This is a genomic window from Pseudomonas sp. NPDC086581, from assembly GCF_044746165.1.
In the GTDB taxonomy this organism is placed as follows: Bacteria; Pseudomonadota; Gammaproteobacteria; order Pseudomonadales; family Pseudomonadaceae; genus Pseudomonas.
This window is the reverse complement of sequence record NZ_JBIVBR010000012.1, coordinates 1-24,246: the sequence shown is the minus strand read 5'-3', so window position 1 is coordinate 24,246 and position 24,246 is coordinate 1. Positions and strand designations below refer to the sequence as shown.

23 protein-coding genes are annotated in these 24,246 nt (G+C 65.6%); 11 read left to right on the top strand and 12 right to left on the bottom strand.

What is annotated here, in order from left to right; genetic code table 11:
- Positions 1–180 precede the first annotated feature (180 nt).
- Together ACIPK7_RS22865 and ACIPK7_RS22860 are read left to right on the top strand one after the other, a co-directional pair.
- Positions 181–1,857: an MFS transporter gene (locus ACIPK7_RS22865; RefSeq protein ID WP_192434442.1), complete on the top strand. Its 1,677-nt coding sequence runs from the start codon at positions 181–183 to the stop codon at positions 1,855–1,857.
- A 186-nt stretch (positions 1,858–2,043) separates the two neighbouring features.
- Positions 2,044–3,537 (top strand): aldehyde dehydrogenase family protein, encoded by a 1,494-nt coding sequence (locus ACIPK7_RS22860; RefSeq protein WP_401090377.1) that lies wholly within the window; start codon positions 2,044–2,046, stop codon positions 3,535–3,537.
- A gap of 350 nt (positions 3,538–3,887) precedes the next feature.
- Here ACIPK7_RS22860 and ACIPK7_RS22855 read toward each other — a convergent pair whose 3' ends face one another.
- Together ACIPK7_RS22855 and ACIPK7_RS22850 are read right to left on the bottom strand one after the other, a co-directional pair.
- A complete protein-coding gene (locus ACIPK7_RS22855; protein ID WP_401090375.1) occupies positions 3,888–4,547 on the bottom strand; it encodes a glutathione S-transferase family protein in 660 nt (219 codons plus the stop codon).
- Positions 4,548–4,610: 63 nt separating this feature from the next.
- Positions 4,611–5,780: an MFS transporter gene (locus ACIPK7_RS22850; protein WP_401090373.1), complete on the bottom strand. Its 1,170-nt coding sequence runs from the start codon at positions 5,778–5,780 to the stop codon at positions 4,611–4,613.
- 116 nt (positions 5,781–5,896) lie between these two features.
- On the opposite strand from ACIPK7_RS22850, the gene ACIPK7_RS22845 reads away from it, so the two are divergent.
- From ACIPK7_RS22845 to ACIPK7_RS22835, 3 genes are all read left to right on the top strand, one after another.
- Entirely contained in the window at positions 5,897–6,394 is a 498-nt protein-coding gene (locus ACIPK7_RS22845) for a MarR family winged helix-turn-helix transcriptional regulator (RefSeq protein WP_401090371.1), read from the top strand.
- Positions 6,395–6,668: 274 nt separating this feature from the next.
- Positions 6,669–6,803 carry a hypothetical protein gene (locus ACIPK7_RS22840; RefSeq protein ID WP_263866459.1) on the top strand — a complete coding sequence of 45 codons (135 nt, stop codon included), beginning with the start codon at positions 6,669–6,671 and terminating at the stop codon, positions 6,801–6,803.
- Between the two features lie 63 nt (positions 6,804–6,866).
- Positions 6,867–7,880: a GlxA family transcriptional regulator gene (locus ACIPK7_RS22835; protein ID WP_192434782.1), complete on the top strand. Its 1,014-nt coding sequence runs from the start codon at positions 6,867–6,869 to the stop codon at positions 7,878–7,880.
- 226 nt (positions 7,881–8,106) lie between these two features.
- Here the strand turns inward: ACIPK7_RS22835 and ACIPK7_RS22830 are convergent, their stop codons facing one another.
- Together ACIPK7_RS22830 and ACIPK7_RS22825 are read right to left on the bottom strand one after the other, a co-directional pair.
- Positions 8,107–9,801, bottom strand: coding sequence for an amidase (locus ACIPK7_RS22830; protein ID WP_401090369.1), 1,695 nt, complete (start codon positions 9,799–9,801; stop codon positions 8,107–8,109).
- A 434-nt stretch (positions 9,802–10,235) separates the two neighbouring features.
- Positions 10,236–10,625 carry a hypothetical protein gene (locus ACIPK7_RS22825; protein ID WP_225614961.1) on the bottom strand — a complete coding sequence of 130 codons (390 nt, stop codon included), beginning with the start codon at positions 10,623–10,625 and terminating at the stop codon, positions 10,236–10,238.
- 201 nt (positions 10,626–10,826) lie between these two features.
- Between ACIPK7_RS22825 and ACIPK7_RS22820 the strand changes: the two genes are divergently transcribed.
- Positions 10,827–11,246, top strand: a complete 420-nt coding sequence (locus ACIPK7_RS22820; protein WP_401090367.1) for a transcriptional regulator — start codon at positions 10,827–10,829, stop codon at positions 11,244–11,246.
- An 11-nt stretch (positions 11,247–11,257) separates the two neighbouring features.
- Here ACIPK7_RS22820 and ACIPK7_RS22815 read toward each other — a convergent pair whose 3' ends face one another.
- Together ACIPK7_RS22815 and ACIPK7_RS22810 are read right to left on the bottom strand one after the other, a co-directional pair.
- A complete protein-coding gene (locus ACIPK7_RS22815) occupies positions 11,258–11,758 on the bottom strand; it encodes a GNAT family N-acetyltransferase (protein WP_192434428.1) in 501 nt (166 codons plus the stop codon).
- Positions 11,759–11,841: 83 nt separating this feature from the next.
- Positions 11,842–12,237, bottom strand: coding sequence for a RidA family protein (locus ACIPK7_RS22810; RefSeq protein WP_401090365.1), 396 nt, complete (start codon positions 12,235–12,237; stop codon positions 11,842–11,844).
- Positions 12,238–12,397: 160 nt separating this feature from the next.
- Here ACIPK7_RS22810 and ACIPK7_RS22805 point away from each other — a divergent pair, with 160 nt between their 5' ends.
- Entirely contained in the window at positions 12,398–13,321 is a 924-nt protein-coding gene (locus ACIPK7_RS22805; RefSeq protein WP_192434423.1) for a LysR family transcriptional regulator, read from the top strand.
- Between the two features lie 11 nt (positions 13,322–13,332).
- Here the strand turns inward: ACIPK7_RS22805 and ACIPK7_RS22800 are convergent, their stop codons facing one another.
- The gene (locus ACIPK7_RS22800) at positions 13,333–13,998 is read right to left on the bottom strand and encodes an O-methyltransferase (RefSeq protein WP_401090363.1); all 666 of its coding nucleotides are present in this window, start codon (positions 13,996–13,998) and stop codon (positions 13,333–13,335) included.
- A 95-nt stretch (positions 13,999–14,093) separates the two neighbouring features.
- On the opposite strand from ACIPK7_RS22800, the gene ACIPK7_RS22795 reads away from it, so the two are divergent.
- Positions 14,094–14,723, top strand: a complete 630-nt coding sequence (locus ACIPK7_RS22795; RefSeq protein ID WP_192434418.1) for a TetR family transcriptional regulator — start codon at positions 14,094–14,096, stop codon at positions 14,721–14,723.
- 4 nt (positions 14,724–14,727) lie between these two features.
- On the opposite strand, the gene ACIPK7_RS22790 is transcribed toward ACIPK7_RS22795, so the two are convergent.
- Positions 14,728–15,420: a B3/4 domain-containing protein gene (locus ACIPK7_RS22790; protein ID WP_401090361.1), complete on the bottom strand. Its 693-nt coding sequence runs from the start codon at positions 15,418–15,420 to the stop codon at positions 14,728–14,730.
- 425 nt (positions 15,421–15,845) lie between these two features.
- On the opposite strand from ACIPK7_RS22790, the gene ACIPK7_RS22785 reads away from it, so the two are divergent.
- Positions 15,846–16,754 (top strand): MBL fold metallo-hydrolase, encoded by a 909-nt coding sequence (locus tag ACIPK7_RS22785; RefSeq protein ID WP_401090360.1) that lies wholly within the window; start codon positions 15,846–15,848, stop codon positions 16,752–16,754.
- Here ACIPK7_RS22785 and ACIPK7_RS22780 read toward each other — a convergent pair.
- A complete protein-coding gene (locus tag ACIPK7_RS22780) occupies positions 16,748–17,641 on the bottom strand; it encodes a LysR substrate-binding domain-containing protein (RefSeq protein ID WP_401090359.1) in 894 nt (297 codons plus the stop codon). The two genes, ACIPK7_RS22785 and ACIPK7_RS22780, sit on opposite strands and share 7 nt — an antisense overlap.
- A 379-nt stretch (positions 17,642–18,020) precedes the next feature.
- Between ACIPK7_RS22780 and ACIPK7_RS22775 the strand changes: the two genes are divergently transcribed.
- A complete protein-coding gene (locus ACIPK7_RS22775; RefSeq protein ID WP_192210855.1) occupies positions 18,021–19,568 on the top strand; it encodes a nucleobase:cation symporter-2 family protein in 1,548 nt (515 codons plus the stop codon).
- A gap of 50 nt (positions 19,569–19,618) precedes the next feature.
- Here the strand turns inward: ACIPK7_RS22775 and ACIPK7_RS22770 are convergent, their stop codons facing one another.
- From ACIPK7_RS22770 to ACIPK7_RS22760, 3 genes are all read right to left on the bottom strand, one after another.
- Entirely contained in the window at positions 19,619–20,428 is an 810-nt protein-coding gene (locus tag ACIPK7_RS22770; RefSeq protein ID WP_401090357.1) for an N-acetylmuramoyl-L-alanine amidase, read from the bottom strand.
- A complete protein-coding gene (locus ACIPK7_RS22765) occupies positions 20,425–21,411 on the bottom strand; it encodes a hypothetical protein (RefSeq protein ID WP_401090355.1) in 987 nt (328 codons plus the stop codon). Before ACIPK7_RS22765 ends, ACIPK7_RS22770 begins: the two co-directional genes overlap by 4 nt.
- Before the next feature lie 223 nt (positions 21,412–21,634).
- Positions 21,635–22,513, bottom strand: coding sequence for a LysR substrate-binding domain-containing protein (locus ACIPK7_RS22760; protein ID WP_401090353.1), 879 nt, complete (start codon positions 22,511–22,513; stop codon positions 21,635–21,637).
- 142 nt (positions 22,514–22,655) lie between these two features.
- On the opposite strand from ACIPK7_RS22760, the gene ACIPK7_RS22755 reads away from it, so the two are divergent.
- The gene (locus tag ACIPK7_RS22755; protein WP_401090351.1) at positions 22,656–24,041 is read left to right on the top strand and encodes an NAD-dependent succinate-semialdehyde dehydrogenase; all 1,386 of its coding nucleotides are present in this window, start codon (positions 22,656–22,658) and stop codon (positions 24,039–24,041) included.
- The last annotated feature ends 205 nt before the right edge of the window (positions 24,042–24,246 follow it).

Below are 24,246 nucleotides of genomic sequence, written 5' to 3'. Positions count from 1 at the left end.
CGGCAGGTGGCTGAATACGTGAGAACGATTATGCTTTCAGATGACCTTGCGGCCTTTCGCAGGGCCGCCTGTTTTCAAGCTTTGCGCAATCCGTACGACCTGACATCAGCCCTGGGCTCGAGTGCGGTAACGGAAAATCGAGGGACTCCGGCCCAAAACAACAACAAGACGGAGACGAACATGGCGCAGACATACAGCCCGGCCGCGGGCAACGCTCCTCACAGCGGGATCACCAAGGAGGAGCGCAAGGTCATCTTTGCCTCGTCCCTGGGTACGGTGTTCGAGTGGTACGACTTCTATCTCTATGGCTCCCTGGCGGCGATCATCGCCAAGCACTTCTTCGCCGGGGTCAATGAAACCACCGCCTTCATCTTCGCCCTGCTGGCCTTCGCCGCCGGCTTCGCGGTGCGGCCCTTCGGCGCCATCGTGTTCGGTCGCCTGGGCGACATGATCGGGCGCAAACACACCTTCCTCATCACCATCATCATCATGGGCGTGTCCACCGCCGTGGTCGGCCTGCTGCCCGCCTACGCCACCATCGGCGTGGCCGCACCGATCATCCTGATCACCCTGCGGCTGCTGCAAGGCCTGGCACTGGGCGGCGAGTATGGCGGCGCGGCGACCTACGTCGCGGAGCACGCGCCCAAGGGCAAGCGCGGCTTCTTCACCTCGTGGATCCAGACGACCGCGACCCTGGGCCTGTTCCTCTCGCTGCTGGTGATCATGGCCTGCCGCACCGTGCTCGGCACCGAGGCGTTCGAAGCCTGGGGCTGGCGAATCCCCTTCCTGCTGTCGATCCTGCTGCTGATCGTCTCGGTGTACATCCGCCTGCAGCTCTCCGAGTCGCCGGTGTTCCTGAAGATGAAGGAGGAAGGCAAGGCGTCCAAGGCGCCGCTGACCGAATCCTTCGGCCGCTGGGAGAACCTCAAGGTGGTGATCATGTCGCTGCTCGGTGGCACCGCCGGGCAGGCCGTCGTCTGGTACACCGGGCAGTTCTACGCGCTGTTCTTCCTGCTGCAGACGCTGAAGATCGACGCGCAGACTGCCAACCTGCTGATCGCCGGCTCCTTGCTGCTGGGCACGCCGTTCTTCGTGTTCTTCGGCAGCCTGTCCGACCGCATCGGCCGCAAGAAGATCATCATGGCCGGCTGCATCCTCGCCGCGTTGACCTACTTCCCGATCTTCCACGGCCTGACCCAGTTCGGTAACCCGGACGTGTTCGCCGCCCAGGAGAAGAACCCGGTCACGGTGGTCGCCGACCCGAACGCCTGCTCCTTCCAGTTCGATCCAGTGGGCAAGGCGAAATTCGTCAGCTCCTGCGACATGGCCAAGAGCCTGCTGGCCAAGCGCGCCATCCCCTACGAGAACCTCAAGGCGGAAACCGGCGCACTGGCCCAGGTGCACGTCGGCGACAAGGTCATCGCCAGCTTCGAAGGGGCCGGCATGCCGGCGGCGGAGTTCAAGGTGCAGTCCGAAGTCTTCACCGCGCAGCTCGCCGCCTCGCTGAAGGAAGCCGGCTACCCGGAGAAAGCGGACCCAGCGAAGATCAACCACCTGATGATGCTGGTGCTGCTGACCATCCTGGTGATCTACGTGACCATGGTCTACGGGCCGATTGCCGCGTGGCTGGTGGAGCTGTTCCCGACGCGCATCCGCTACACCTCCATGTCGCTGCCCTACCACATCGGCAACGGCTGGTTCGGCGGCTTCCTGCCCACCGTCGCCTTCGCCATGGTGGCCGCCACCGGGGACATCTATTACGGCCTCTGGTACCCCATCGTCATCGCCGTGATGACAGCCATCCTCGGCATCTTCTTCCTGCCGGAGACCAAGGATCGGGATATCACCAATACCTGAGCCCTGCGTCTCAGCCGCTGTCGCACAATGCGACAGCGGCTTCTCTTCCGCTGGCCAAAAAATCAAATTAAATCCTTTTAATTCAATTATTTATAACAACCAGACAGCCTTGGCACAGCCGTTGCGATGCTCCGCCTCAGCGACTCCCAGACCGGGAGCACGAACAGACAACAAGAGGCCACCGCAATGCTCGCTTCCCTGCCCATCAAGCCCGAATCCCGCGCCTTCCTGCAGCGCGCCCCGAAGATGCTGATCGGTGCCGACTGGACCTCCGCCAGCGACGGCGCCCTGATGGACCTGCGCAACCCGGCTACCGGCGAAGTGCTCTGCCAGGTGCCGGCCGGCACCGCCGCCGACGTCGACCGCGCCGTGCGCGCCGCGCGCCAGGCCTTCGATGACTCGGCCTGGAGCCGTACCCGCCCGCGCGAACGGCAGAACCTGCTGTGGAAGCTCGCCGACCTGATGGAACGCGACGCCGACCTGCTGGCCGAGCTGGAATGCCTGAACAACGGCAAAAGCGCCGCCGTCGCCCGCGTGATGGACGTGCAACTGGCCATCGACTTCCTGCGCTACATGGCCGGCTACGCCACCAAGATCGAAGGCACCACCGTCGACGTGTCCATGCCGCTGATGCCCGATGGCGAATTCCACGGCTATATCCGCCGCGAAGCCGTCGGCGTGGTCGGCGCCATCGTCGCCTGGAACTTCCCGCTGCTGCTGGCCTGCTGGAAGCTCGGCCCGGCGCTGGCCACCGGTTGCAGCGTGGTGCTCAAGCCCGCCGACGAGACCCCGCTGTCCGCGCTGAAACTCGCCGAGCTTGTCCTGGAGGCAGGCTACCCGGCCGGCGTGTTCAACGTCGTCACCGGCGCCGGCATCACCGCGGGCGCCGCCCTCTCCCACCACCCGCTGGTGGACAAGCTGACCTTCACCGGCTCGACCCCGGTCGGCAAGGAAATCGGCAAGGCAGCCATGGACAACATGACCCGCGTGACCCTGGAGCTGGGCGGCAAGTCGCCGACCATCGTCATGGCCGACGCCGACCTCGCCACCGCGGCCGCTGGCGCCGCCCAGGCGATCTTCTTCAACCAGGGCCAGGTCTGCTGCGCCGGCTCGCGCCTGTACGTGCAGCGCAAGCACTTCGACAACGTGATCGCCGACATTGCCGGCATCGCCAACGGCATGAAGCTGGGCAACGGCCTGGACCCGAGCATCGACATGGGCCCGCTGATCTCCGCCAAACAGCAGAAGCGCGTGTTCGACTACATCGAACTGGGCCGCGACAAGGGCGCCACCATCGCCTGCGGCGGCGAACAGTTCGGCCCCGGCTACTTCGTCAAACCCACGGTGATCGTCGACGTCGACCAGAAGAACCCACTGGTGCAGGAGGAGATCTTCGGCCCGGTGCTGGTCGCCATGCCCTTCGACGACATCGAGGACGCCCTGCGCCTGGCCAACGACAGCCCCTACGGCCTGGGCGCGAGCATCTGGTCCAACGACCTGGGCGCGGTGCACCGCATGGTGCCGCGCATCAAGTCCGGCTCGGTCTGGGTCAACTGCCACAGCGCGCTGGACCCGGCGCTGCCCTTCGGCGGCTTCAAGATGTCTGGCGTCGGCCGCGAGATGGGCGCCGCCGCGATCGAGCATTACACCGAACTGAAGTCGGTGCTGATCCGCCTGTAAGCCTCGACGGCCGGGCAGGAGCCGCCCTCACCGGCTGATGTCTTGGCTTCGTCCTGCGCCGAACGGTCCCCTCTCCCGCTTGCGGGAGAGGGTTAGGGGTGAGGAGCTCTTGATCTTCAAGGGACTCGATTGTCTACCTCCCCGCGCGGTCCCCCTGCGTGGGTCTTGCATCCCCCGGTCGCGGCAGCGCACGGGGGATTTTTTTGCCTGTTGCGCGAGGTCTGTCCGATAGCCGAACGATTGCCCCCTGTAGGAGCGAGCTTGCTCGCGAACATCCCGAGCGCCGTGCCAAGGGATTCGCGAGCAAGCTAGCTCCTACAAGAACGGGAGGCAACGGCGCTCTGTAAAACTCAATCCCGATCCGGCGCCCCCAGCGGGAACAATGGCCGGTGCGGCCGCGCCTCCTCCACCGCGCGGGCAAAAGAGGGGCGCGCCAGCAGCCGCGAGCGGTAGGCGCGCAGCGTCGGGTACGGGTCACCGATGGGATGGGTCCAGTCCGCATAGAACAGCGACGGAGCCGCAGCGCAGTCGGCGAGACTGAAGCTGTCGCCCGTCGCCCAGGTGCGCCCGGCCAGTTCCTCTTCCAGCCAGGCATAGGCCAGTTCGAGCTTGCTCACCGCATGGGCCAGGCCTTCCGCGCGCTTGGCCGCTTCGCCGCTCATGGCGCCCAGAACGGCATGCTGCACCGGGGTCATCACGTGCCAGTCGAAGAAGCGATCGAGGAAGCGCACGTCCAGCGCCTTCAGCGGATCGTCCGGCAGCAGGCGCACCGGGCCAGAGTGCTTGAGGTGCAGGTACTCGATGATGATGCTGGTCTCGGCCACGCTGTGCTCGCCGTCCAGCAGCACCGGGAACTTCGCCAGCGGCCAAAGGCGCAGCCAGTGCGCGCCGTTCTCCGGCTGATCCGGGCCGAGACTGCGGAATTCGAACGGCGTGGCGTTCTCGTAGAGGGCGATCAGCACCTTCTGCGTGTAGGAGGAAAACGGATGGCCGAACAGGACGAGGGACATGGCGGGTCACCTGGGCAGACGGAAGTACTCAGCCTAGCCTCGAATCAGCCCGCCATGGATTGCTCAGCCGACCTGCGCCTGCCCTGCAAACGGGCGCGGCGGTGCAAAGCGGCTGGCGAGAGCGAGCAGCACCAGGCATACCAGCGCCATGCCGATCCAGGCCGGTGCCAGGCTGGCCATGGACTGCCGCGCCAATCCCGCCAGCAGCGGGAACAGCGCGGCGATCAGGTAACCCACACCCTGCACGAAGCCCACCAGCGCACCGGCCTCGGCCGGGCTGCGGGCACGGTCCATGGCGACGATCAGCGACAGCGGGAACAGCGCACCGATGCCCAGGCCGAGCCCGACCATCGCCACCAACGCCAGTTGCTGCGGCCACATCACCAGTACGATCAGCCCGCCGAGCAACAGGGTAATGGCCAGCAGCAACGCTGGGCGGCGGTCTGGCAGGCGATCGATGAAGGCGGAAACCATGAGGCCGGCAACCACCTCGGTCAACGTCAGGCCACCGAGCAGCGCACCGGCCTGGGCGGGCGTCCAACCCAGCGCCGTGTAGTACGGCGGGAGCCAGGCAAGCACCAGCACATAGGCGCCGGTGCCCAGACCGAAGAACAGCGCCAGCCACGCCGCGCGCCGGGCGATGCCGGCAAAGGCTGGAGCGGCATAACTTACGGGCACCCCGCCCTGCGCCGCGCGGCTCCAGACCGGCAGCGCGAACAAAGCTGGCAACGCCCAGAAGGCCAGCGCCGGCAGTTCGCCCCAGGCTTGCGCCAGCCAGGGTGAAGCGACACTGGCCAGCACCGCGCCGCCCATGATCGCGGTGGAATAGGCGCCCATCGCCCCGCCGACCCGCGCCCCGAAACGCTGGCGGATGAATACCGGCAGCAGCGCCTGGCAGGCGGCGATCCCCAGACCGGCCAGCACCGCGCCGCCGAGCAACCCGAACGGCCCCGGCAACAGACGCAGCACGCAGGCACACGCGATCAGCAACAAGCCGAATGCCACGCCACGGAGTACGCCGAAGTGGCGCAGCAACCGTGAAGCGCCCAGCGCACCCAGGCCCATCAGCAGCACCGGCAGACTGGTGAGCAGGCTGGCGAGGCTGTCGGACAAGTGTGCGTGCGCCTGCAGAGCATCCAGTAACGGGCCAATGGAGGCCAGCGCCGGGCGCAGGTTGACGCCCGCCAGCACGATGGCAAGCAGGCAGGCTGCAAGGGAGAGGGTTCGAGACATGACAAACATCCTTCCAGTGGGGCGCCGGCACTTGATCGCGAAGGCAGCGCAGGCGAATATCTCTGCATCAAGACAAATCCAATGTATCTCGACATCAAGATAAAAAGGAAGCCCCCATGAACAGAGCCGCGTTCGCCGTCGCGCAATGGCGCCAGCAACTGCCCGAGCTGGAAACCGACGGCATGCTGCTGCTTGGCCGCCTCGGCGAAGCAGCGCAGCTCATCGCCCGAGACCACCTCAATCCGCTGTTCGCCGAGTACGGCCTGCAACCTGGCGAGTTCGACGTGCTCGCCACCCTGCGCCGCAGTGGCCCACCCTTTCGCCTCACGCCCACCGTGCTCTACGAGGCGGCGATGATCTCCTCCGGGAGCATGACCAACCGCCTCGACCGCCTGGAAAAACAGGGCCTGATCCAGCGCACACCCAACCCCGAGGACGGCCGCGGTTCGCTGGTCGGCCTGAGCGAGACGGGCCTGGCGCTGATCGACCAGGCCGTCGGCGCCCATGTCGACAACCAGCGCCGAGTCCTCTGTGGCCTGAGCGTGGCCGAGCAGAAGAAGCTCTCCGCCCTGCTGGAAAAACTCCTCGCCAGCCTGCCGGAAGCTGGCCGCTGAGCAGTCCCTTTCCGGCGCAGCCGCGCACAGGAACCGTGGTCCCGGAGCTACCCCTGGCGAGCCCTCCGCCGGCCGACCATGTCGTTTTTGGTCATGCCCATGGCGATTTCGAGCAACCGGCTACCCATCCACTGCCTTAGCTTGAGACCTGCGTGAAACGCACCGGCGCCCCCCCGTTTTCCCGGCTCCTGTTGAAGACCCCAGCGCGGCGGGGAGCCGCCCCCGACCTTGCGTCACCGCGCCCGAGCCGACAATTTCAATAAAAGGCCGACAAATGAATGCTTCCAGCGCAAAACGCGCCCATGGCGATCTGATGCAGGGCTCCAAGCCCCGTGAGGTCACGCTGCTTTCCATCGCGGGAATCATCGGCGCAGGTTCGTTCATCGGCCGCCACGCCATGTGCGGCTGAGCCAGTCACCCACAGACGCAGACGAGGTGCCGCTTGGTCGAACGCCGCCAGTTCAGTGGGGCCATGCAGGGCCGCAACCTGCGCTACCTCGACGGTGAATCCCGGCAGCCGGCCCGCCTCGCGCGGGTGGGTTTCCTGCTGCTAGAGAACTTTTCCCTGCCCGCCTTCACCCAAGCGCTGGATACGCTGGTCACCGCCAACCTGATCCGCGCACAGACCTTCGCCACCGAGACCTTCAGCCTTAACGGCGAATCCGTCACCAGTGACCTTGGCCTGGTGATCTGCCCCGGCGCCGCGCTGGCCCCGGCGCAGCTCGCCGAGCTGGACCTGCTGGTCATCTGCGGCGGCCTGCGCACACAGCTGCGGGCTATACCTGAACTGACGCGTCTGCTGCAGATGGCCGCCGACAAGGGCGTCGCTCTCGCCGGCCTGTGGAACGGCGCCTGGTTCCTCGGCCAGGCTGGTCTGCTCGACGGCTACCGTTGCGCCATCCACCCGGAAAACCGCGCGGCGCTGGCGGAGATTGCCCGGCACAGCGAGGTCACCAGCGAGAGCTACCAGGCCGACCGCGACCGCCTTACCGCCGCCAGCCCCACGGGCGCCTTCAACCTGGTGCTGGAGTGGATCAACGCCCACCACGGCCGCGAGCTGGTGGACGCCATCGTCGACATCCTCGCCTTCGAGGAATCGCGTTTCCGCCGCACCCGCCCGGCGCTGCACGAGAAGCTCAGCGAGCCGCTGCGCGAGGCGATCAACCTGATGAGCGCGAACATCGAGGAGCCGCTGAGCCAGGACCAGCTGTCGAGCTATGTCGGGCGATCCAAGCGGCAGATCGAACGGCTTTTCCAGGAGCAGTTGGGGACCACGCCGGTGCGCTATTACCTGGAGCTGCGCATCACCGAAAGCCGCCGCCTGCTGCAGCACTCCAGCCTGCCGATGTACGAGGTCGGACTGGCCTGCGGCTTCGTCTCGCCCAGCCATTTCAGCAAGTGCTACACGTCCTTCTATGGCTACTCGCCTTCGAAGGAAGCACGCTTTGGCAACGTGAAGTCGGCGAAGTCAGCACAGCTCCCGTAGCGGACCTTGTCCGCAAATGGTTCGGCTCGCAGAAGAGCATCGCCAGGACACCCCGTTCCTACCGGATAGCTCTGCGTTCGGATCGCCCCTCACCCTAACCCTCTTCCCTTGGGAGAGGGTTAGGGGGGGTAAACGCGAACCACGGACCCGCACCGACAACGCGCGCCCCTCTTCGCGCTCATAAAAAAACCGCGCCCTGAGGCGCGGTTTTTTATCCTGCAGCCAATCAGCCCAGCGGCGGCGTGCTCGGCGGCACCAGGCGCTTGGAGCCGGTAGCTTCGAAGGCCGCGGCGAAGCGCAACAGCGCGGAGTCGTCATAGGCGCGACCGGCGAAGGTCAGGCCCACCGGCATGCCGATGTCGGCCATCACGCCCATCGGCACGGTGACGGTCGGCACGCCCAGGTGACGGATCGCCAGGTTGCCGTTGGCGACCCAGATACCGTTGCTCCAGGCGATGTCGGCCGATTCCGGGTTGACGTCGGCGTCCGCCGGACCAACGTCGGCCACGGTCGGGAACAGCACGGCGTCCAGCTTCAGGCCGTCCATCCAGTCTTCCAGGTCGAGCTTGCGGGTCTTTTCAAGGCCGCGCAGGCCGTCGGGCAGGGTCTCGATCTGGTCCCAGGTCTTCAGGCCGCGCTTGGCCATATTGACGTACTCGTCCATGCCCGCGACCAGGTCGTCTTCACGGTTCGGCAGGGTGCCGGGGTCGTGCGGGAAGATCTTCAGCCCATCGACGTCGGCCAGCTTGTTCAGCTTGGGATCGCCATTGGCACGGAGGAAATCATCGAAGCCCCAGCCAGACAGCTCCCACAGCTCGTCGTGGAGGAATTCCGGGGAAACGATGCCGCGATTGAACACGGTCGGCGCGCCCGGGCGGTCGCCCTCGCAGTTGGAAACCAGCGGGAAGTCTACTTCGATGACTTCGGCGCCAGCGGCCTCCAGGGCCTTGCGGGCCTGCTCCCAGAGATCGATGACAGAGGCGCGGGTGTGAATGCGCTGGCCGGTCGGGCCACCGATGCCGGGCTTCTCGCTGGTGCCGGCCAGTTCGTCTTTGTTGATGTACATGCGCGGTACGCCCAGGCGTTTGCCCTTGAGGGCTTCAGGGCCGGCGGCGAGGTCCAGGTAAGAAGACGGGCGCACCTCCGCGACGGCGGGGATCGGTACCCACGGCTGCAGGCGCCACAGGTCACCACGCTTGTCGGCGTCCTCGGCAACCACTACGTCCAGCACTTCCAGCAGGTCGGCCATGGTGCGCGCGTAGGGCACCACCACGTCCATGGTCGGAGTCAGCGGCCAGTTGCCGCGCACCGAGATCACGCCACGGGACGGCGTATAGGCGCACAGGCCGTTGTTCGAGGCCGGGCCCCGACCGCTGGACCAGGTTTCTTCCGCCAGGCCGAAGGCCGAGAAGCTCGCGGCAGTCGCGGTGCCGGCACCATTGGAGGAGCCGGAGGCGAAAGGCGCGGTGAGGAACTTGCGGTTGTACGGGCTTTCCGCACGGCCATAGACGCCGCGCTGCATGCCGCCGTTGGCCATGGGCGGCATGTTGGTCTTGCCCAGGCAGATGGCGCCACCGGCGCGCAGGCGCTCGACGGTGAAGGCGTCGCGGTAGGCGACCAGGTCCTTGAAGGCCGGGCTGCCGGAGGCGGCGGTCAGGCCCTTCACCAGGTAGCTGTCCTTGGCGGTGTAGGGAATACCGTCCAGCGGGCCGAGGGTCTCGCCACGGGCGCGGCGCTCGTCGGAGGCTTGGGCTTCCTTCAGGGCTTCGGGATTGCGTACGACCACGGCATTGAGCTTGGTCGGGCCATCGTAGGCGTCGATGCGCGCGAGGTAGGCCTTGACCAGTTCGACCGCGGTGGTGCGGCCCGACTCCAGGGCTTCACGCAGCTGCGCAATGGAAACTTCGGTTACCTCGATCATGCTTTCACCGTCGGCTGAAGGTTGATGGGAAGGGGCAGGTCTGCGTCGCGACGGACCCAGACGGCGCAAGTCGGAAAATGCGTGTTCATCTCGATTCTCTTGTACTTCTGTTACGCGACGGGAGTGAGTGTACCGTCGGCCGGCGGCAAGGTTCAGCGCCCGGCGGACAAACCGGATGCGCATCGACAGGCTGTGAAAGGCGAATACAGCCGCCAGGGCGCACACACTGGCATGCGCGATCAGAATACACAACAGTCGTAAATTAAAAAAAACGCCCATCGAGTGGGGGCTCGACAGGCGATAGGCGAGGCGCTGGGGGGAGCGCCCCTGGAGAGTGAATCAGCGTAGGCCCGATGGCAGACACTGACGCAGGCTATTCGCCGCCTGCCGGCGCTGGGCGGGTCGCTGGGGGGAGCGACCCGCTCGAAGCGGATTCAACTGTGCTGCGCGCACTGGTAGGCGGCGTCCAGCAGCTCACCCTTGTCCTGCCAGGCGCTGCGCTGGTAGGCACTGAAATGGTTGCCGCCGTCGATCGGAGTCACCTGGACGATACCGCTGGCCAGCAGCGGGTCGGCGCTTCCGGTGAGCAGCTGGCGGGTGGCGCCGGTGTCGCTGACGAAAGTGGCGGTACCGGGGGTGAGCCTGCCGTCGACACAACTCAGGTAGGCGCTGCTGTCCTGCGCGGTGGTGCCGCCCAGGCTGTCCCAGCTCAGCCGGGTTTCGGAGGTCGCCGCGCAGCCGCTCAAGCTGGCCACGGCCAACACCAGCGAAGCCAGGGCAACACGGGTCGTCAGGCGATTGGGTGTGAGGCGCGCAGTGTTCATCGATTCTGTCCCTTGCTCGGTTCGACAAGCTCGTGGGACAGATAGTCAGGCGCGCCGGGCCCGCGCACCACTCGATTGCATCGATAGTGAAACTCGACGCCATCGATGGCCACGCACCGCCGCGCAGGAAGTTCGAACCCTCCCCGCCTCGCCGGGTCGCAAATCAGGAAGCACCTGCTTTCCCAACCCGGAGGACACGCCATGAGCTACGACTGGGACCTGATCGAACGCCTGTTGCTGCGCGCCCAGGATTGCGCCAACGAACCCTACAAGGCCCGCGAATGCGGTGAGGAAGTGGCCGAGCAGCACCGGCTGCAAGGCGAGCCGGTGGAAGGTAGCGTCGATCACCTGAAGAAGGTCGCCGGCGACCTGGAGGGCGACCTGTTCGCCAATGGCTACATCCAGGAACGCCCGCGCGAACACGGCGGCACCGGCAACAACTTCGAGCTGACCGAGCGCGGCACCGAGCTGCTGACGCTGATCAGCCGCAGCTTCCCGGATCACCTGGTGTTCCGCCAGCTGCTCGACGAACAGGGCGAAGCCGCTCTGCTGCCGGAAACCTTCGATCAGCTGGCCGAACGCGCCACCCGCGATCGGGTGAACGACCGGCCGGAACGCTGAGAACTGCGGCGTCAGGCTGTGGGCAATTCCATCACCATCTCGTGCCACGCCATGCCGCCGTGGTCGGACGCCGAAGGCTTGACGTAGCGGTAGCCGAAGCGTTCGTAGAGTGGTACATGGCGGTCTTTGCACATCAGATGGATGGTGCGCTTGCCCCGGCCGGCCATGTGTTCGATGAAGGTGCGCATCAGCAGCGTGGCGTAACTCTTGCCCTGCTGCGCCGGGTCGATCACCACCGACATAATCACCACGTTGGGCGCCGCCGGGTCATGGCCGATGAGTTCCTTGAACTCCTCGTCGGACATCTCCACCTCGAAGGCGCAACCGCAGTTGATGAAGCCGATGATCTCGCCGTCCAGCTCCATGATCAGGAAGCCCTCGGGATACTGCGCGATGCGCGTGGCGATCTTCTCCCGAGTCGCGGCCTCGTCGCCTTCGTAAGCGGATATCTCGATCTCGAAGCAGCGGTCGGTGTCGGCTAGGGTGGCGGTGCGGAAGGTCGGAGCAGTCATGGGGGATTCCTGGCGGTACGAAACAGGACGGCATGGTAAAGAAACCCGGCCATCCCGTCTCGCCGCCCTGCCCTGCGGCCACCTCAGGGTTGCGGCAGGCGCGCGATGACCTTGATCTCGAAGTCGAAGCCGTACAGCCAGGTCACGCCCACGGCCGTTACCGTCGGATAAGGCGCCGCGCCCCAATAGTCGGCGGCAACCTGCCAGGCGCGCTCGAAGTTCGCCTGCGGATCGACCATGAACAAGGTGACGTCGAGAACGTCCTCAAAGGTGCAACCGGCGGCGACCAGGACCGCGTTGAGGTTGCCGAAGGCGCGGCGCACCTGGGCTTCCAGCTCGGGCTCGGGCGAGCCGTCCTCGCGGCTGCCAACCTGGCCGGAGACGAACAGCAGGCCGTCGCTGCGGACCGCCGGGGAATAGCGATTGCGTTCATAGAGGGCCTGGCGGCCAGCGGGGAAAACCACGTCACGGATACTCATCTGCTTACTCCATCGAGGGCCACGCTGGCCCGGTTTCAACGATGGAGGCAGGTTACGGCGCACGGCACTCGCGATAATCGGGCAACGCTGGTCAGCATTGTTTGTAGAATCCAAACAATCAGACCTTTCCCGCCTTCTTCAGCCGTCAGCCGGAGCCGCCATGGACCGTTTCGATGCGATGCAAGCCTTCGCCCGCGTGGTGGAAACCGGCAGTTTCACCAAGGCCGCCGACACCCTGCACATGAGCCGCACCAGCGTGACCCAGCTGATCCAGCAGCTGGAAGCGCGGCTGCGCGTGCGCCTGCTCAACCGCACCACACGCAAGCTGAACCTCACTGCCGATGGCGCGGCGTACTACGAGCGGGTGACACGTCTGCTGGCGGACATGGATGACGCCGAGACCAGCCTTTCCAGTGCTGCAGCCCTGCCGCGCGGGCGCTTGCGGGTCGACGTGCCCACCCCGCTGGCGCGACTGCTGTTGATCCCTGCCCTGCCTGATTTCCACGAGCGCTATCCGGACATCCAGATCGACCTGGGCGTCAGCGACCGCATGGTCGACCTGATCGACGAGAACGTCGACTGCGTGGTACGTGGCGGTGAGCTCACCGACCTGTCGCTGATGGCGCGCAAGGTCGGCGACCTGCCGCTGGGCGTCTTCGCGGCTCCCGCCTACCTGCGGCGCGCCGGTGTCCCCCGGCATCCGCGCGATCTGGAGGACGGCCAGCAGCGCATCGTCGGCTACCTCTGGGCGCGGACCGGCAAGCCGCTTTCGTACGCCCTGCAGAAGAACGGCGAATCCGTGCAGGTCCAGGGTCGCCCGGTGCTCACGGTGGACGATGGCAACGCCTACCTGGCCGCCGGGATCGCCGGCATGGGCGTGCTCTGGCTGCCGCGTTACATGGCGGTGGATGCCCTGGCGCGCAACGAGTTGGTAGAACTGTTCGGCGACTGGAGCATGCAGAGCATGCCGCTCTACCTGGCCTATCCGCCCAACCGCCACGTCAGCGCCAAGCTGCGGGTCTTCATCGACTGGGTCGCCGAACTGATGGCGCGGCATGCACCAGTGTCTAACCCGCCGCTCTAGCCCGCGCAGCCTCAGCCCAGGCGCATGGACAGCTCCACGTCGTCGGCGAAGGGAATCGACAGGTAGCGCCCGCCCGGCATGCGAACCTCGGCCAGGTACTCGGGGCAATAGTCGGCGTTGTCCGCGATGATCATCGCACCGGGGCGCAAGCGGTTTTCCACCAGCGCAAGGATATCCGGGTAAAGCGATTTGGCGCCGTCGAGCAACAGCAGGTCGATGTGCTCGGGCAGGTCACTGGCCAGGGTCTGCAGCGCATCGCCCTGACGGATTTCCACGAGTTCGGCCAAGCCGCCAGCCTCCAGGTTGGCTTGCGCCCGCGCTACTTTCGAAGGCTCGAACTCGCTGGTGATCAGCTGCCCGCCGCCGTTGTCGCGCAGTGCGGCAGCCAGGTGCAGGGTAGAGATGCCGAACGAGGTGCCGAACTCGACGATGTTTTTCGCGCCGATGCCGCGCGCCAGCATGTACAGCAGCGCACCGGTTTCCCGCGAGACGGGCAGCGGCTGGTCCTTGAGCTGGCCGTAAAGCTCGCGGTACTGCGTCTTGCTCTGCATCAGGCGGGTCAGCGCGGCCTGATCGAGGTTCGCGAAAGCCGGGCTGGCCTGCGGAGAAGCCGCGTCGGCCTCCTCGAAAAGCTGCTGCAGAAGGGGTGCCACGGGGGCGGAAGTGAGGGTCGTCATGGTGGTTTCCCGTGTGGAGTTTGAGTGCGGAATAACGCCCGACTAGAATGCGATCTTTTCGTCAGGTTTTACTATTCGCATTGCCGGAGCCAGCCATGAGCGAACGCCGCAGCCCGCGTATTTCCACGCGCAAGGAGCCGAAACAGGCCCGCTCCAACGACCTGGTGACGGCCGTTCTCGACGCCGCTGTTCAGGTTCTGGAGAAGGAAGGCGCCCAGCGTTTCACCACGGCACGGGTCGCCGAACGCGCCGGCGTCAGCGTCGGTTCGCTGTACCAGTACTTCCCGAACAAGGCCGCGATCCTGTTCCGCCTGCAGAGTGATGAGTGGCGACAGACCACTGAAATGCTGCGCGGCCTGCTGGTCGATGAAAGCCAGCCGCCGCTGCAACGTTTGCGCAATCTGGTGCATGCGTTCATCCGCTCCGAATGCGAGGAAGCGCGCATGCGCATCGCCCTGAGCGACGCCGCCCCGCTTTACCGCGACGCCCCCGAGGCCAGGGAAGCCAAGGCTGCCGGCGAAGGCATCTTCCAGACCTTCATCGCAGAAGTTCTTCCTCTCGCATCCGATGAGCAGCGTGCGCTGGCGCGCGAATTGATCACCACGACCCTCGGCTCGGTGGGCAAGCAGTTCTCGGAGACCCCGCGCAGCGTGCAAGAGACCGAAGCCTTCAGCGGAGCGATGGCGGATATGTTCTGCGCTTACCTGGAAAGCAGGGTGAAGTAACGGCTCACGCCCTGCCTTCCACCAGCAGCACTTCTGCCCTGGCTCCCGGCATCATCGCCTGCAACCCGCCAACCAGCTGGTCGCCCGCTTGGTGCAGTGCCTCAAGCGGCATTTCCGGCAGGCATTCGAGGATGAACCACATGCGCTGCGCCTCTGCATCCAGGCGAGTGCGCACGCCCTGGCGCCAATTCCAGCGCCGGCAGGTGACGCCGAAGTCGTCGCGCCAGATGACTTCGCCAGCATCGGGTGATTCATGGGCCGGCGCACCGTCCTTCAGGGTATCGAAGGTTTCGCTGCCGTCGGCGATCACCAGGCGCGGAGTACCGGCGTAGGCGGCGAGGTTTTCCCCACCGACCGGAATGGCGAACTGCACGCTGATGGCGTTGTAGAGGTCCACTACCGGATCGATGCTCGGCAGGCTGCCGTCACGCAGCGCGCGTTTGCGCAGCGCTTCCGCCGAACAGGGCGTGCGCTGGGGCTTGGCGCCGAAGCGGCGGAACACCTCGGCCCAGGCCGCCAGGTGCGCGTCGCCCCAGGCCGGCTCGCCCGCCGCCAGTGCCGCGCAAGCTCGCTGCAGCGCCAACTCCGCCACCTCCGGATGGAGGATCGGTGCGGCTTCCAACGTGATGCTCAGGGCTCGAAAGCCGGGAGCGATGGCGGCGATGGCGGGATCGATCTGTGGCGTGACACGTTGCATGGCGAAATCCTTGTACGGTGAAACGGGGTGATTCGGACTCTCAGGTTGCCCGCCTCAGCGGCGGACGAAGTTGCGCTTGTTGTAGTCGCCCCAGGCGACGGAGAGGGTTTTCAGCACACACAGCAAAGCGGTCCATCTGGACTTCATTGGAATAGCTCCGCAAACAGGGGAATGGGCGCGCACAGCGTGCCCGACCCGCACAGTTCTACCGGCAGAGCGTCGTCGCTGCCATGAATTCCCCGAATGAACAATTAGCCCTGCTTATGCACAACCACGAAAATCAGCGTCGCTAATCCCGCCAGGCTTTAGCCGAGCTGAACTGTCGGCCGCAGAAATCGTGCATTGAAGTACGCCCTCGCCAGCGGTGAGATGGACCGGCGGACAACCCGCCGTCCCCGACAACAACGAGAAAGAGGTACGCGCTCATGCGCACACTGATGAAAGTCCTGGCCGTGGCTTCAACTACCCTCCTCGGCGCGCCCTTCGCCGCGATCGCCGCCGAAGCACCCAAGGCTGAAAAGCCGGCCTTCGTGGTACACAAGCTGACGGACTTCCTCTACGCCATCGGCGAGCCGAACTACTACCAGAAGAATTATTCGTACCTGCTGGTGGGGGCGAACCAGGCGCTGATGTTCGACTCCGGCGCCAACCAGAAGGAAGACATCACCCAGGTCGCCCGCCAGATCACCGACAAGCCACTCGCGGTGCTCCCCTCGCACTTGCACTTCGACCACCTGGGCGGGCTGCACAACTTCCAGAACATCTATCTGGTGGATACGCCCTTCACGGCGAAATTCCGCCGTGCCGACGGCCTCTACCAGGTGCCCGAGCCGGTCTACCTGGGCAACATCGACCACATGACCCTGGCGCCCTTCAAGGTCGCGCGACTGGTGAAGCCCGACGAGGTGATCGACCTGGGCGGCCTCAAGCTGCGCCTGCTGAGCATGCCCGGCCACACGCCGGACGAAGTGGCGCTGTTCGATGAGGCGCACAACGTCCTGCTCTCCGGCGACCACCTCTACCCGTCCTGGCTGCTGGCCGGGAATCTCAAGGACTACGTCGCCTCGCTGGACGCCACGCTGAAGGTGATCAACCCGCAGACCACCCTCTACGGCGCCCACGCCGACGAGGACCCGAGCAAGGTGCCGGCCATGACCTACGCCGACGTCGTCGCGGTGCGCGACAAGATGCAGCAGATCCAGGCAGGCCGCGCCAAGGGCGAAGCCTTCAGCGACCCGGAGCTGATCAGGAGCTCGGAGCTGTACAAGGTCGAGAAGGGCATCAGCATCCTCACCGACATCCAGTTCACCGATGGGCGCGGTTACGGTTACTGAGCCGGCTCGCTGATCGACAGCAACCACTCGATGAACGCCCGGACCTCCGGGCGTTCGCGTTTCGCCTCGGGGCAGACGACGTAGTAGTTGTGGACCGCCGCCACCGAGATAGCCAACGGGCGAACCAGCCGACCTTCGTCTAGATCGCGCTGTGACACCGTCTCATCGCTGAGCGCCACGCCGAATCCATCGCGCGCCGCCTGCAGGATCATGCCGAAGTCCTCGAAATGGATGTCCTCGGCGCCACCCCGACTGTATCCAGCCTCGGCCATCCACTGCTGCCACTGGCTGCCGTCGTCCTCGTGCAGCAACCGGTGTCGCGCCAGGTCGGCGACCTCGACAATGGCCAGCGGTCCGCGCAGATATTGCGGGCTGCACACCGGCGTCATGCGGATGCCATGCAGCAGGCGCCACCAGACACCCGGCCACGGCGGCGTGCCGTAGATCACCGCCACGTCGGCGCGGCGCCAGTCGACCTGCGGCATGCCCGGCGCGGTGATCACACTCACCCGCACCGAACGCGATTCCTCCATGAAGCGCAGCAGCGGTCGTGTCAGCCACTCCACGCCTTCGGCTGGAGGGATCGACAGGCAGAGATCCACCCTTTCCGCTTCCGGCCGGGCCCCCGCCTGCAACGCCAGTACGGCCTCGGTGATCTCGCCCATGGCACTGGCCACGCGCTTCTGCAACTGGCGGCCGCTGTCGGTCAGCACCAACTGGCGGCCGCGCTTCTCGAACAGCTCCACGCCCAGGCTGGCCTGCAGCGCCTTGACCTGCTGGCTGACCGCGCCCGTGGTGACGTGCAGCTCGACGGCTGCCGCGGCCAGGCTGCCCAGGCGAGCCACGCTTTCGAACACCCTGAAACTGTGCAGCGGTGGGAGGGCCATGTCTTTTCGAAATCCGACGAAAACCAAGGCGAATGGTTATAGCAGGAGCTGCTTTCGCCGGGGAGAACGGCGAGTCCGGCAAACCGCTGGCCCGCAATTTGCGATGACCTGCATACAGGGGGCCGGAAAGAACCTTTCGGAGCTTTGCATGCAGCCAACTGGTGCTTTTGGATTCAAACATGCACACATTTCGTGCAAGACAATTCGGGTCAGGATTTCATGCAGAGCGCCTATTGCAGAGCAATCTAATCCGATCAATCACATAACCGACCGGTCAGATTCCGGACCATCGGCCGAAAACATGTATACAAAATAGTGGATATTCACCATGGACTTTGTCTACAGTGGCCCCACAACAAAAACAAGCGAGTCCTCAGCCATGAATGATCGTTCAGCTGTAGCGTCCGCCGGAGCACGCCCGGAAGACGAGAACCTCGGAATCGGCGCCAACCTGGCGTACGGCCTGCAACACGTTCTGACCATGTACGGCGGTATCGTCGCCGTGCCCCTGATCCTCGGCCAGGCGGCCGGGCTCTCCCCCAGCGAGATCGGCCTGCTGATTGCCGCCTCGCTGTTCGCCGGTGGCCTGGCCACCTTGCTGCAAACCCTCGGTCTTCCCTTCTTCGGCTCGCAGATGCCACTGGTGCAGGGCGTGTCCTTCGCCGGTGTCGCGACCATGATCGCCATCCTCGGCGGCGGCTACGAAGGCGGTGGCATGCCCGCTGTCCTGGGCGCCGTCATGGCAGCCTCCTTCATCGGCTTCCTGATCACGCCGGTGTTCTCGCGCATCACCAAGTTCTTCCCCCCCATGGTCACCGGCATCGTCATCACCACCATCGGCCTGACGCTGATGCCGGTAGCGGCGCGCTGGGCCATGGGCGGCAACCCCAAGGCGCCGGACTTCGGCAGCATGGCCAACATCGGCCTGGCGGCCCTCACCCTGGTGTTCGTCCTGCTGCTGAGCAAGCTGGGCAACGCGTCCATCTCGCGGCTGTCGATCCTGCTGGCCATGGTGATCGGCACCGTCGTTGCCGCCGCCCTGGGCATGACCGATTTCTCCCGCGTGGCCGAGGGCCCGATGGTGGCCTTCCCGGCGATCTTCCACTTCGGTCTGCCGACCTTCCACATCGCCGCCATCATCTCGATGCTGATCGTGATCATGGTGACCCTGGTGGAAACCTCGGCGGACATCCTCGCCGTCGGCGAGATCATCGGCACCAAGGTCGACTCCAAACGCCTGGGCAACGGCCTGCGCGCGGACATGGCGTCGAGCATCCTGGCGCCGATCTTCGGCTCCTTCACCCAGAGCGCATTTGCCCAGAACGTCGGCCTGGTGGCCGTGACCGGCGTGAAGAGCCGCTACGTGGTCGCCACCGGCGGCCTGATCCTGGTGACCCTCGGCCTGCTGCCGGTGATGGGCCGGGTGATCGCCGCAGTGCCCTCCTCCGTCCTCGGCGGTGCCGGCGTGGTGCTGTTCGGCACCGTGGCGGCCAGCGGTATCCGCACCCTGTCCAAGGTGGACTACCGCAACAACATGAACCTGATCATCGTCGCCACCTCCATCGGCTTCGGCATGATCCCGATCGCCGCGCCCAGCTTCTACGAGCACTTCCCCAGCTGGTTCGCCACCATCTTCCACTCCGGCATCAGCTCGGCGGCGATCATGGCCATCGGCCTGAACCTGCTGTTCAACCACCTCAAGACCGGCAACTCCAACCAGCAGTCGGTGTTCGTCGCCGCTGAGGAGCGCACCCTGCGCTACCGCGACATCGCCGCGCTGAACGAGGGCGACTACTTCCAGAATGGCAAGCTGTACGACGCCGAAGGCAACGAAGTCCAAGTGGTCGGCGACGATCATGACCACGACGAGCATCACGCGCCAACCGCCAGAACGGTGAAGCGCGAAACGGTGAACAGCAGCGCCTGACGCTCAGTCAGACGCCCATGAAAAAGGCCCCTTCCGGGGCCTTTTTCCGTTCAGGGTGCCTGCTCCTGCAGCATGGTCTGATCGATCAGCCGCCAGGTCTTCGGTCCGACTATGCCATCGGCCACCAATTCGTGGCGGCGCTGGAATTCCCGCACCATGGCCTCGGTCTTCACGCCGAAATGGCCGTCCTCTTCGGCCCCGCAGGCGCGCTGGAGCAACCGAACCAGATCGCCTACCGCACCGCGCCGCAAGGTCGGTCGCGGCAGCTGGCCAGGCGCGGTGTCCGGCTCCAGGGCCGGGATCATCGGCCGGAGGATCGCCTTGCCATCGAGGATCTCGCGTACCCGCACGCGAAATCCGTCCATATCGAAGGTCGGATCGTTCTTGCGCCCTGGTGGCAAGGCGTACTCCTTGTGGCCGGCACAGGCCTGCTCGTCCTGCTGCAGGTACCTGAGAATGGCCGCGACACCACGCTGGTAGCTGTCCATCTGCACGTCGCTCCAGGCTTCATCAAGACCGGTGTTTTCCGCTTCGATGCCGATGAAACTGCTGTTGCCCGAACTGATGCCTTCCCAACTGCCCTTGCCAGCATGATTGCAGCGGCCGGCGGCGATCACGTAGTAGGTGCCATCCCGCCCGAGGCCCAGTTGCGCCAGGGGTCCGCTCAGATCACGGCGCCCCTCGATGAGGGTCTTCAGGCTGGGCATGTTGCCGCGCAACGGACCGGCGGTGTGGTGGCAGATCACGCCGTGTACATGCCCCATTTCACCTACTCCGCGACTGCTCCAGCCGTCCACGCGGGCGACTTTCAGGCCGGCGGCTTCGAGCACGTCCGGCAACCAGGTCAATGCATAGCTCATGCTTGGACTCCTCCGGTGGCGGCGGGCAGGTCCTCGTCCGCGGTTTCCTCCTCGATGGGGCAATCGCAGCCGTCGATTTCAGTCTCCGGGTGCAGCACGACGACGCCGGGCGCCGACAACCCCACCGAGGCAGCGAGTGGCGCCACGGCGTGCTCCAGCAGCGGCAGCATGAGCGGGGCTGAGGCACCTCCGCCCGGCGGCGGATTGACCACCACCAGACTCAGTGGGCGATCCGTCTCCAGGTCTTCCTCCAGGAGCTGGACCGCCAGGCGGGTACTGTCGCTGACGGTGGTTTCACGGCTCACGCCGTTGACCTGAACGACGGCCCCGCGCACGAAGCCGCTACCCAGCAGGCAAACGTAGAGCGACTGGGCATCCACGGCGCCAGGCTGAGCGTCGGTGAGGGTCGGCACCGGGTTGCCCAGGCCGTCGCGGCGCTTGTCACCCTCGCGGGTCCGGAACAAGGTGTCGAACAGCTCGCCCAGCTTGTCGGTGGCCTGTTTGGCGAACATGCCGGCGAGGCAGGCCATGCCGACCAGGCCGTAGAGATTGACGTTGACCACGCCATCATCGGCCGCCGCCGTGGTGCCGACGGTGAGGAACCCGCCACGGATGACCAGATAGAGCATCAGCGCGAGGATCATGCCGATGAAGGGCTTGAGGATGTACCACCAGATCCAGCTGGCCATGAAGCGGTCGTTACCGACGAAGTCGCCGAACGACTTGGCGATATGCACGAAGCTGCCCAGGCCGCCTGCGACCATGACCATCACCAGCAGCCGGGCATCAGGGCCAGGGCACCAGCCAAGCAGGCACTGCGCGCCGACATCGCCTTCGACGCCGGCCAGCGGGAACTTCGGATAATGCTGCGGCCAGAGCGACACCAGCAGCCAGGCCAGCAAGAGGGAAAGCAGGATCAGGCCGGCGCCCATCGTCCATATCTGCAGACGATTCGCGCGACGAGTCCGGGTGCGTGTGTCCATGACGGCTCCGGGCAACGAGGGATGGGAACAATCCCTGTCGCGAAGCGCCACGGCATGCGCCCGAAGCCTCAACCATGGGCGCCTTCCGCGCATTCGCACGGCTGACAGTCCAGCTCACGTTAGCGCAGCGCCAAGTCTCTGCAAGGGGGCTTTGCAGATAAATTCGCGCTTCTCGCCAACGTTACGTTGCAATGCTGAAACAGGTGCCGTTCCAGCACTGCAATCAAGCCGCTTCGGTCTCCGCCCCCGGTGTGTTCAGCAGACCGATGAAGGCCCGCAGCGCCGGCGTATCGGTGCCGCGTCGCCAGAACAGCCAGGTCATCGCGTCGGCATGCTGCGGCGCCAGGCGGTGGATCGCTACGTTGCGCCCGCCCGCCAGGCTCTCGAACATCGCCCGCGGAATGATCGCCACGCCGCCGCCCGCCGCGATGCAGGCGAGCATGCCGTGGTAGGACTCCATCTCCATGATTTTTCCCGGCACCACGCGGTGCTCGGCGAACCAACCCTCCAGGCGTTTGCGGTAGGAGCAGGTGTCGCGAAAGGCGAACACCGTCTCCCCCGCCACGTCCCGCGCGTCATGCACCGGGGCATGGTGCTTGGCGCTCATCAGCACCAACTCCTCGCGGTATACCGGTTTGCCGTCCAGCTGTGGGTGGTTGGCCGGGCCGTCGGCGAAGGCGGCGATGAAACGGCCGGAGAGCACGCCGTCGATCATCTCGCCCGAGGGGCCGGTAGACAGGTCCAGCTGCACCTTCGGGCACTGCTGGTGATAGCGCGCCAGCATCTCGGGAATGCGCACCGCCGCCGTGCTCTCCATCGAGCCGAGAGAGAAGCCACCGTGAGGCTCGGCGCCCACCGCCACCTGCCGGGCCTCCTCCACCAGATCGAGGATGCGCTCGGCATATTCGAGGAAGCTGCGGCCGGTCGGCGACAGACGGAGGCGCAGCTTCTCGCGGATGAACAGCTCAGTGCCCAGCTCCGCTTCCAGCTGCTTGATCCGCGTGGTCAGGTTCGACGGCACGCGATGTAGACGGGCCGCAGCGGCAGTGATGCTGCCCTCATTGGCGACGGCGCGGACGATTTCCAGCTGGGTGAGGTCCATGATTCTCTCCGAGAGAAAGAGTCTTTCTTGATTATTCATTTTACATGAATAGTTGCGCATCTTAATTTCTGCGCCATCCCGGAGCCACCCGCCCGGACGAATGACCGGCCTTGCGCCTCAAACAGAACAAGCAGGACTCACCATGAACCAGATCGCCGCCATCCCCGCTGCCATCTCCCGCAGCCCCGCCACCGGCCAGGAACTGGCTCGCTACACCTTCGAAGATGCCGCCCAGCTGGAAATCTCCCTGGCCCGCACCGATGCCGCGTTCCGCCAATGGCGCGACACCAGCATCGCGGAACGTGTCGCCGTACTGCGCAAGATGGCCGAAGTCCTGCGTGCCAACGTCGAGCCGATGGCCCGCATGGAAGCCCAGGAAATGGGCATGCCGGTCACCCAGGCCCGTGGCGAAATCAACAAGTGCGCCAACCTCTGCGAGTGGTACGCCGACAACGGCCCGGCCATGCTCGAAGACGAGAAGACCAGCATCGAAGGCGCTTACATCTCCTACCTGCCGCTTGGCCCGGTGCTGGCCGTGATGCCGTGGAACTTCCCCACCTGGCAGGTCATGCGTGGCGCGGTGAGCATCATCCTGGGCGGCAACACCTACGTCCTCAAGCACGCCCCGAACGTCATGGGCTGCGCCTATCAGCTGCGCGACGCCTGGCTGCAAGCCGGCCTGCCCGAAGGCGTGTTCGAGGTACTGAACGTCGAGCCGCCGTTGGTTTCCAAGGCCATCGCCGATGACCGCATTGCCTCCATCGCCGTGACCGGCAGTGTCGGCGCCGGCGCCGCCATCGCCTCCCAGGCCGGTGCCGCGCTGAAGAAGTGCGTGCTGGAGCTGGGCGGTTCCGACGCCTTCATCGTGCTCGCCGACGCCGACCTCGACGCCGCCGTGAAAGCCGCCGTCGCCAGCCGCTTCGGCAATTGCGGCCAGGTTTGTATTGCCGCCAAGCGCATGATCCTTGAAGAATCCATCGCCCCGGCCTTCACCGAGAAGCTGCTGGCCGCCGTCAAGGCGCTGAAGATCGGCGACCCGCTGGCGGACGACACCTTCGTCGGCCCGATGGCCCGCTTCGACCTGCGTGACGAACTGGACGGCCAGGTACAGCAGGCCATCGCCGACGGCGCCACCCTGCTGCTGGGCGGCCACAAGCTCGAAGGCGAAGGCAACTACTACGCACCGACCGTGCTGGCCGACGTGAAGCCGGGCAACACTGCGTTCAAGAAGGAAATCTTCGGCCCCGTCGCTTCGCTGATCGTCGCCCGCGACGCCGAGCACGCCCTGGAGCTGGCCAACGACAGCGAGTTCGGCCTCTCCGGCGCGATCTGGAGCGCCGACAAGACCAAGGCCCAGCACATGGCCCGTCGCCTGGTCAGCGGTGGCGTGTTCATCAACGGCTTCTCCGCCTCCGACCCCCGCGTACCGATCGGCGGCGTGAAGAAGAGCGGCTTCGGTCGCGAGCTGTCGCACTTCGGCCTGCGCGAGTTCACCAACCCGCAGACCGTGTGGATCGACCGCAAGTAAGCGCCCCACAAAAAGGCCCCTGCCGTTCGCGGCAGGGGCCTTTGCTTTTGTAGGGGCGGACGTTGTCCGCGGTGGTCCGCGGCGCGATGCGGACCCATCGCGGACGGAGTCCGCTTGTGTCTGCAAAGCTCGATAAGCTCGAAGGTGAGAGCGACGGGAGGCAAGCTGCAGGTCCGCGGTGTTGGTCGCACGAGTAGGAGCCCAA

What these genes read in the sequence shown, in the direction of transcription:
- ACIPK7_RS22865 (WP_192434442.1), top strand. Translation starts at nt 181, where the DNA reads ATGGCGCAGACATACAGCCCGGCCGCGGGCAACGCTCCTCACAGCGGG.
- ACIPK7_RS22860 (WP_401090377.1), top strand. Translation starts at nt 2,044, where the DNA reads ATGCTCGCTTCCCTGCCCATCAAGCCCGAATCCCGCGCCTTCCTGCAG.
- ACIPK7_RS22855 (WP_401090375.1), bottom strand. Translation starts at nt 4,547, where the DNA reads ATGTCCCTCGTCCTGTTCGGCCATCCGTTTTCCTCCTACACGCAGAAG.
- ACIPK7_RS22850 (WP_401090373.1), bottom strand. Translation starts at nt 5,780, where the DNA reads ATGTCTCGAACCCTCTCCCTTGCAGCCTGCCTGCTTGCCATCGTGCTG.
- ACIPK7_RS22845 (WP_401090371.1), top strand. Translation starts at nt 5,897, where the DNA reads ATGAACAGAGCCGCGTTCGCCGTCGCGCAATGGCGCCAGCAACTGCCC.
- ACIPK7_RS22840 (WP_263866459.1), top strand. Translation starts at nt 6,669, where the DNA reads ATGAATGCTTCCAGCGCAAAACGCGCCCATGGCGATCTGATGCAGGGC.
- ACIPK7_RS22835 (WP_192434782.1), top strand. Translation starts at nt 6,867, where the DNA reads ATGCAGGGCCGCAACCTGCGCTACCTCGACGGTGAATCCCGGCAGCCG.
- ACIPK7_RS22830 (WP_401090369.1), bottom strand. Translation starts at nt 9,801, where the DNA reads ATGATCGAGGTAACCGAAGTTTCCATTGCGCAGCTGCGTGAAGCCCTG.
- ACIPK7_RS22825 (WP_225614961.1), bottom strand. Translation starts at nt 10,625, where the DNA reads ATGAACACTGCGCGCCTCACACCCAATCGCCTGACGACCCGTGTTGCC.
- ACIPK7_RS22820 (WP_401090367.1), top strand. Translation starts at nt 10,827, where the DNA reads ATGAGCTACGACTGGGACCTGATCGAACGCCTGTTGCTGCGCGCCCAG.
- ACIPK7_RS22815 (WP_192434428.1), bottom strand. Translation starts at nt 11,758, where the DNA reads ATGACTGCTCCGACCTTCCGCACCGCCACCCTAGCCGACACCGACCGC.
- ACIPK7_RS22810 (WP_401090365.1), bottom strand. Translation starts at nt 12,237, where the DNA reads ATGAGTATCCGTGACGTGGTTTTCCCCGCTGGCCGCCAGGCCCTCTAT.
- ACIPK7_RS22805 (WP_192434423.1), top strand. Translation starts at nt 12,398, where the DNA reads ATGGACCGTTTCGATGCGATGCAAGCCTTCGCCCGCGTGGTGGAAACC.
- ACIPK7_RS22800 (WP_401090363.1), bottom strand. Translation starts at nt 13,998, where the DNA reads ATGACGACCCTCACTTCCGCCCCCGTGGCACCCCTTCTGCAGCAGCTT.
- ACIPK7_RS22795 (WP_192434418.1), top strand. Translation starts at nt 14,094, where the DNA reads ATGAGCGAACGCCGCAGCCCGCGTATTTCCACGCGCAAGGAGCCGAAA.
- ACIPK7_RS22790 (WP_401090361.1), bottom strand. Translation starts at nt 15,420, where the DNA reads ATGCAACGTGTCACGCCACAGATCGATCCCGCCATCGCCGCCATCGCT.
- ACIPK7_RS22785 (WP_401090360.1), top strand. Translation starts at nt 15,846, where the DNA reads ATGCGCACACTGATGAAAGTCCTGGCCGTGGCTTCAACTACCCTCCTC.
- ACIPK7_RS22780 (WP_401090359.1), bottom strand. Translation starts at nt 17,641, where the DNA reads ATGGCCCTCCCACCGCTGCACAGTTTCAGGGTGTTCGAAAGCGTGGCT.
- ACIPK7_RS22775 (WP_192210855.1), top strand. Translation starts at nt 18,021, where the DNA reads ATGAATGATCGTTCAGCTGTAGCGTCCGCCGGAGCACGCCCGGAAGAC.
- ACIPK7_RS22770 (WP_401090357.1), bottom strand. Translation starts at nt 20,428, where the DNA reads ATGAGCTATGCATTGACCTGGTTGCCGGACGTGCTCGAAGCCGCCGGC.
- ACIPK7_RS22765 (WP_401090355.1), bottom strand. Translation starts at nt 21,411, where the DNA reads ATGGACACACGCACCCGGACTCGTCGCGCGAATCGTCTGCAGATATGG.
- ACIPK7_RS22760 (WP_401090353.1), bottom strand. Translation starts at nt 22,513, where the DNA reads ATGGACCTCACCCAGCTGGAAATCGTCCGCGCCGTCGCCAATGAGGGC.
- ACIPK7_RS22755 (WP_401090351.1), top strand. Translation starts at nt 22,656, where the DNA reads ATGAACCAGATCGCCGCCATCCCCGCTGCCATCTCCCGCAGCCCCGCC.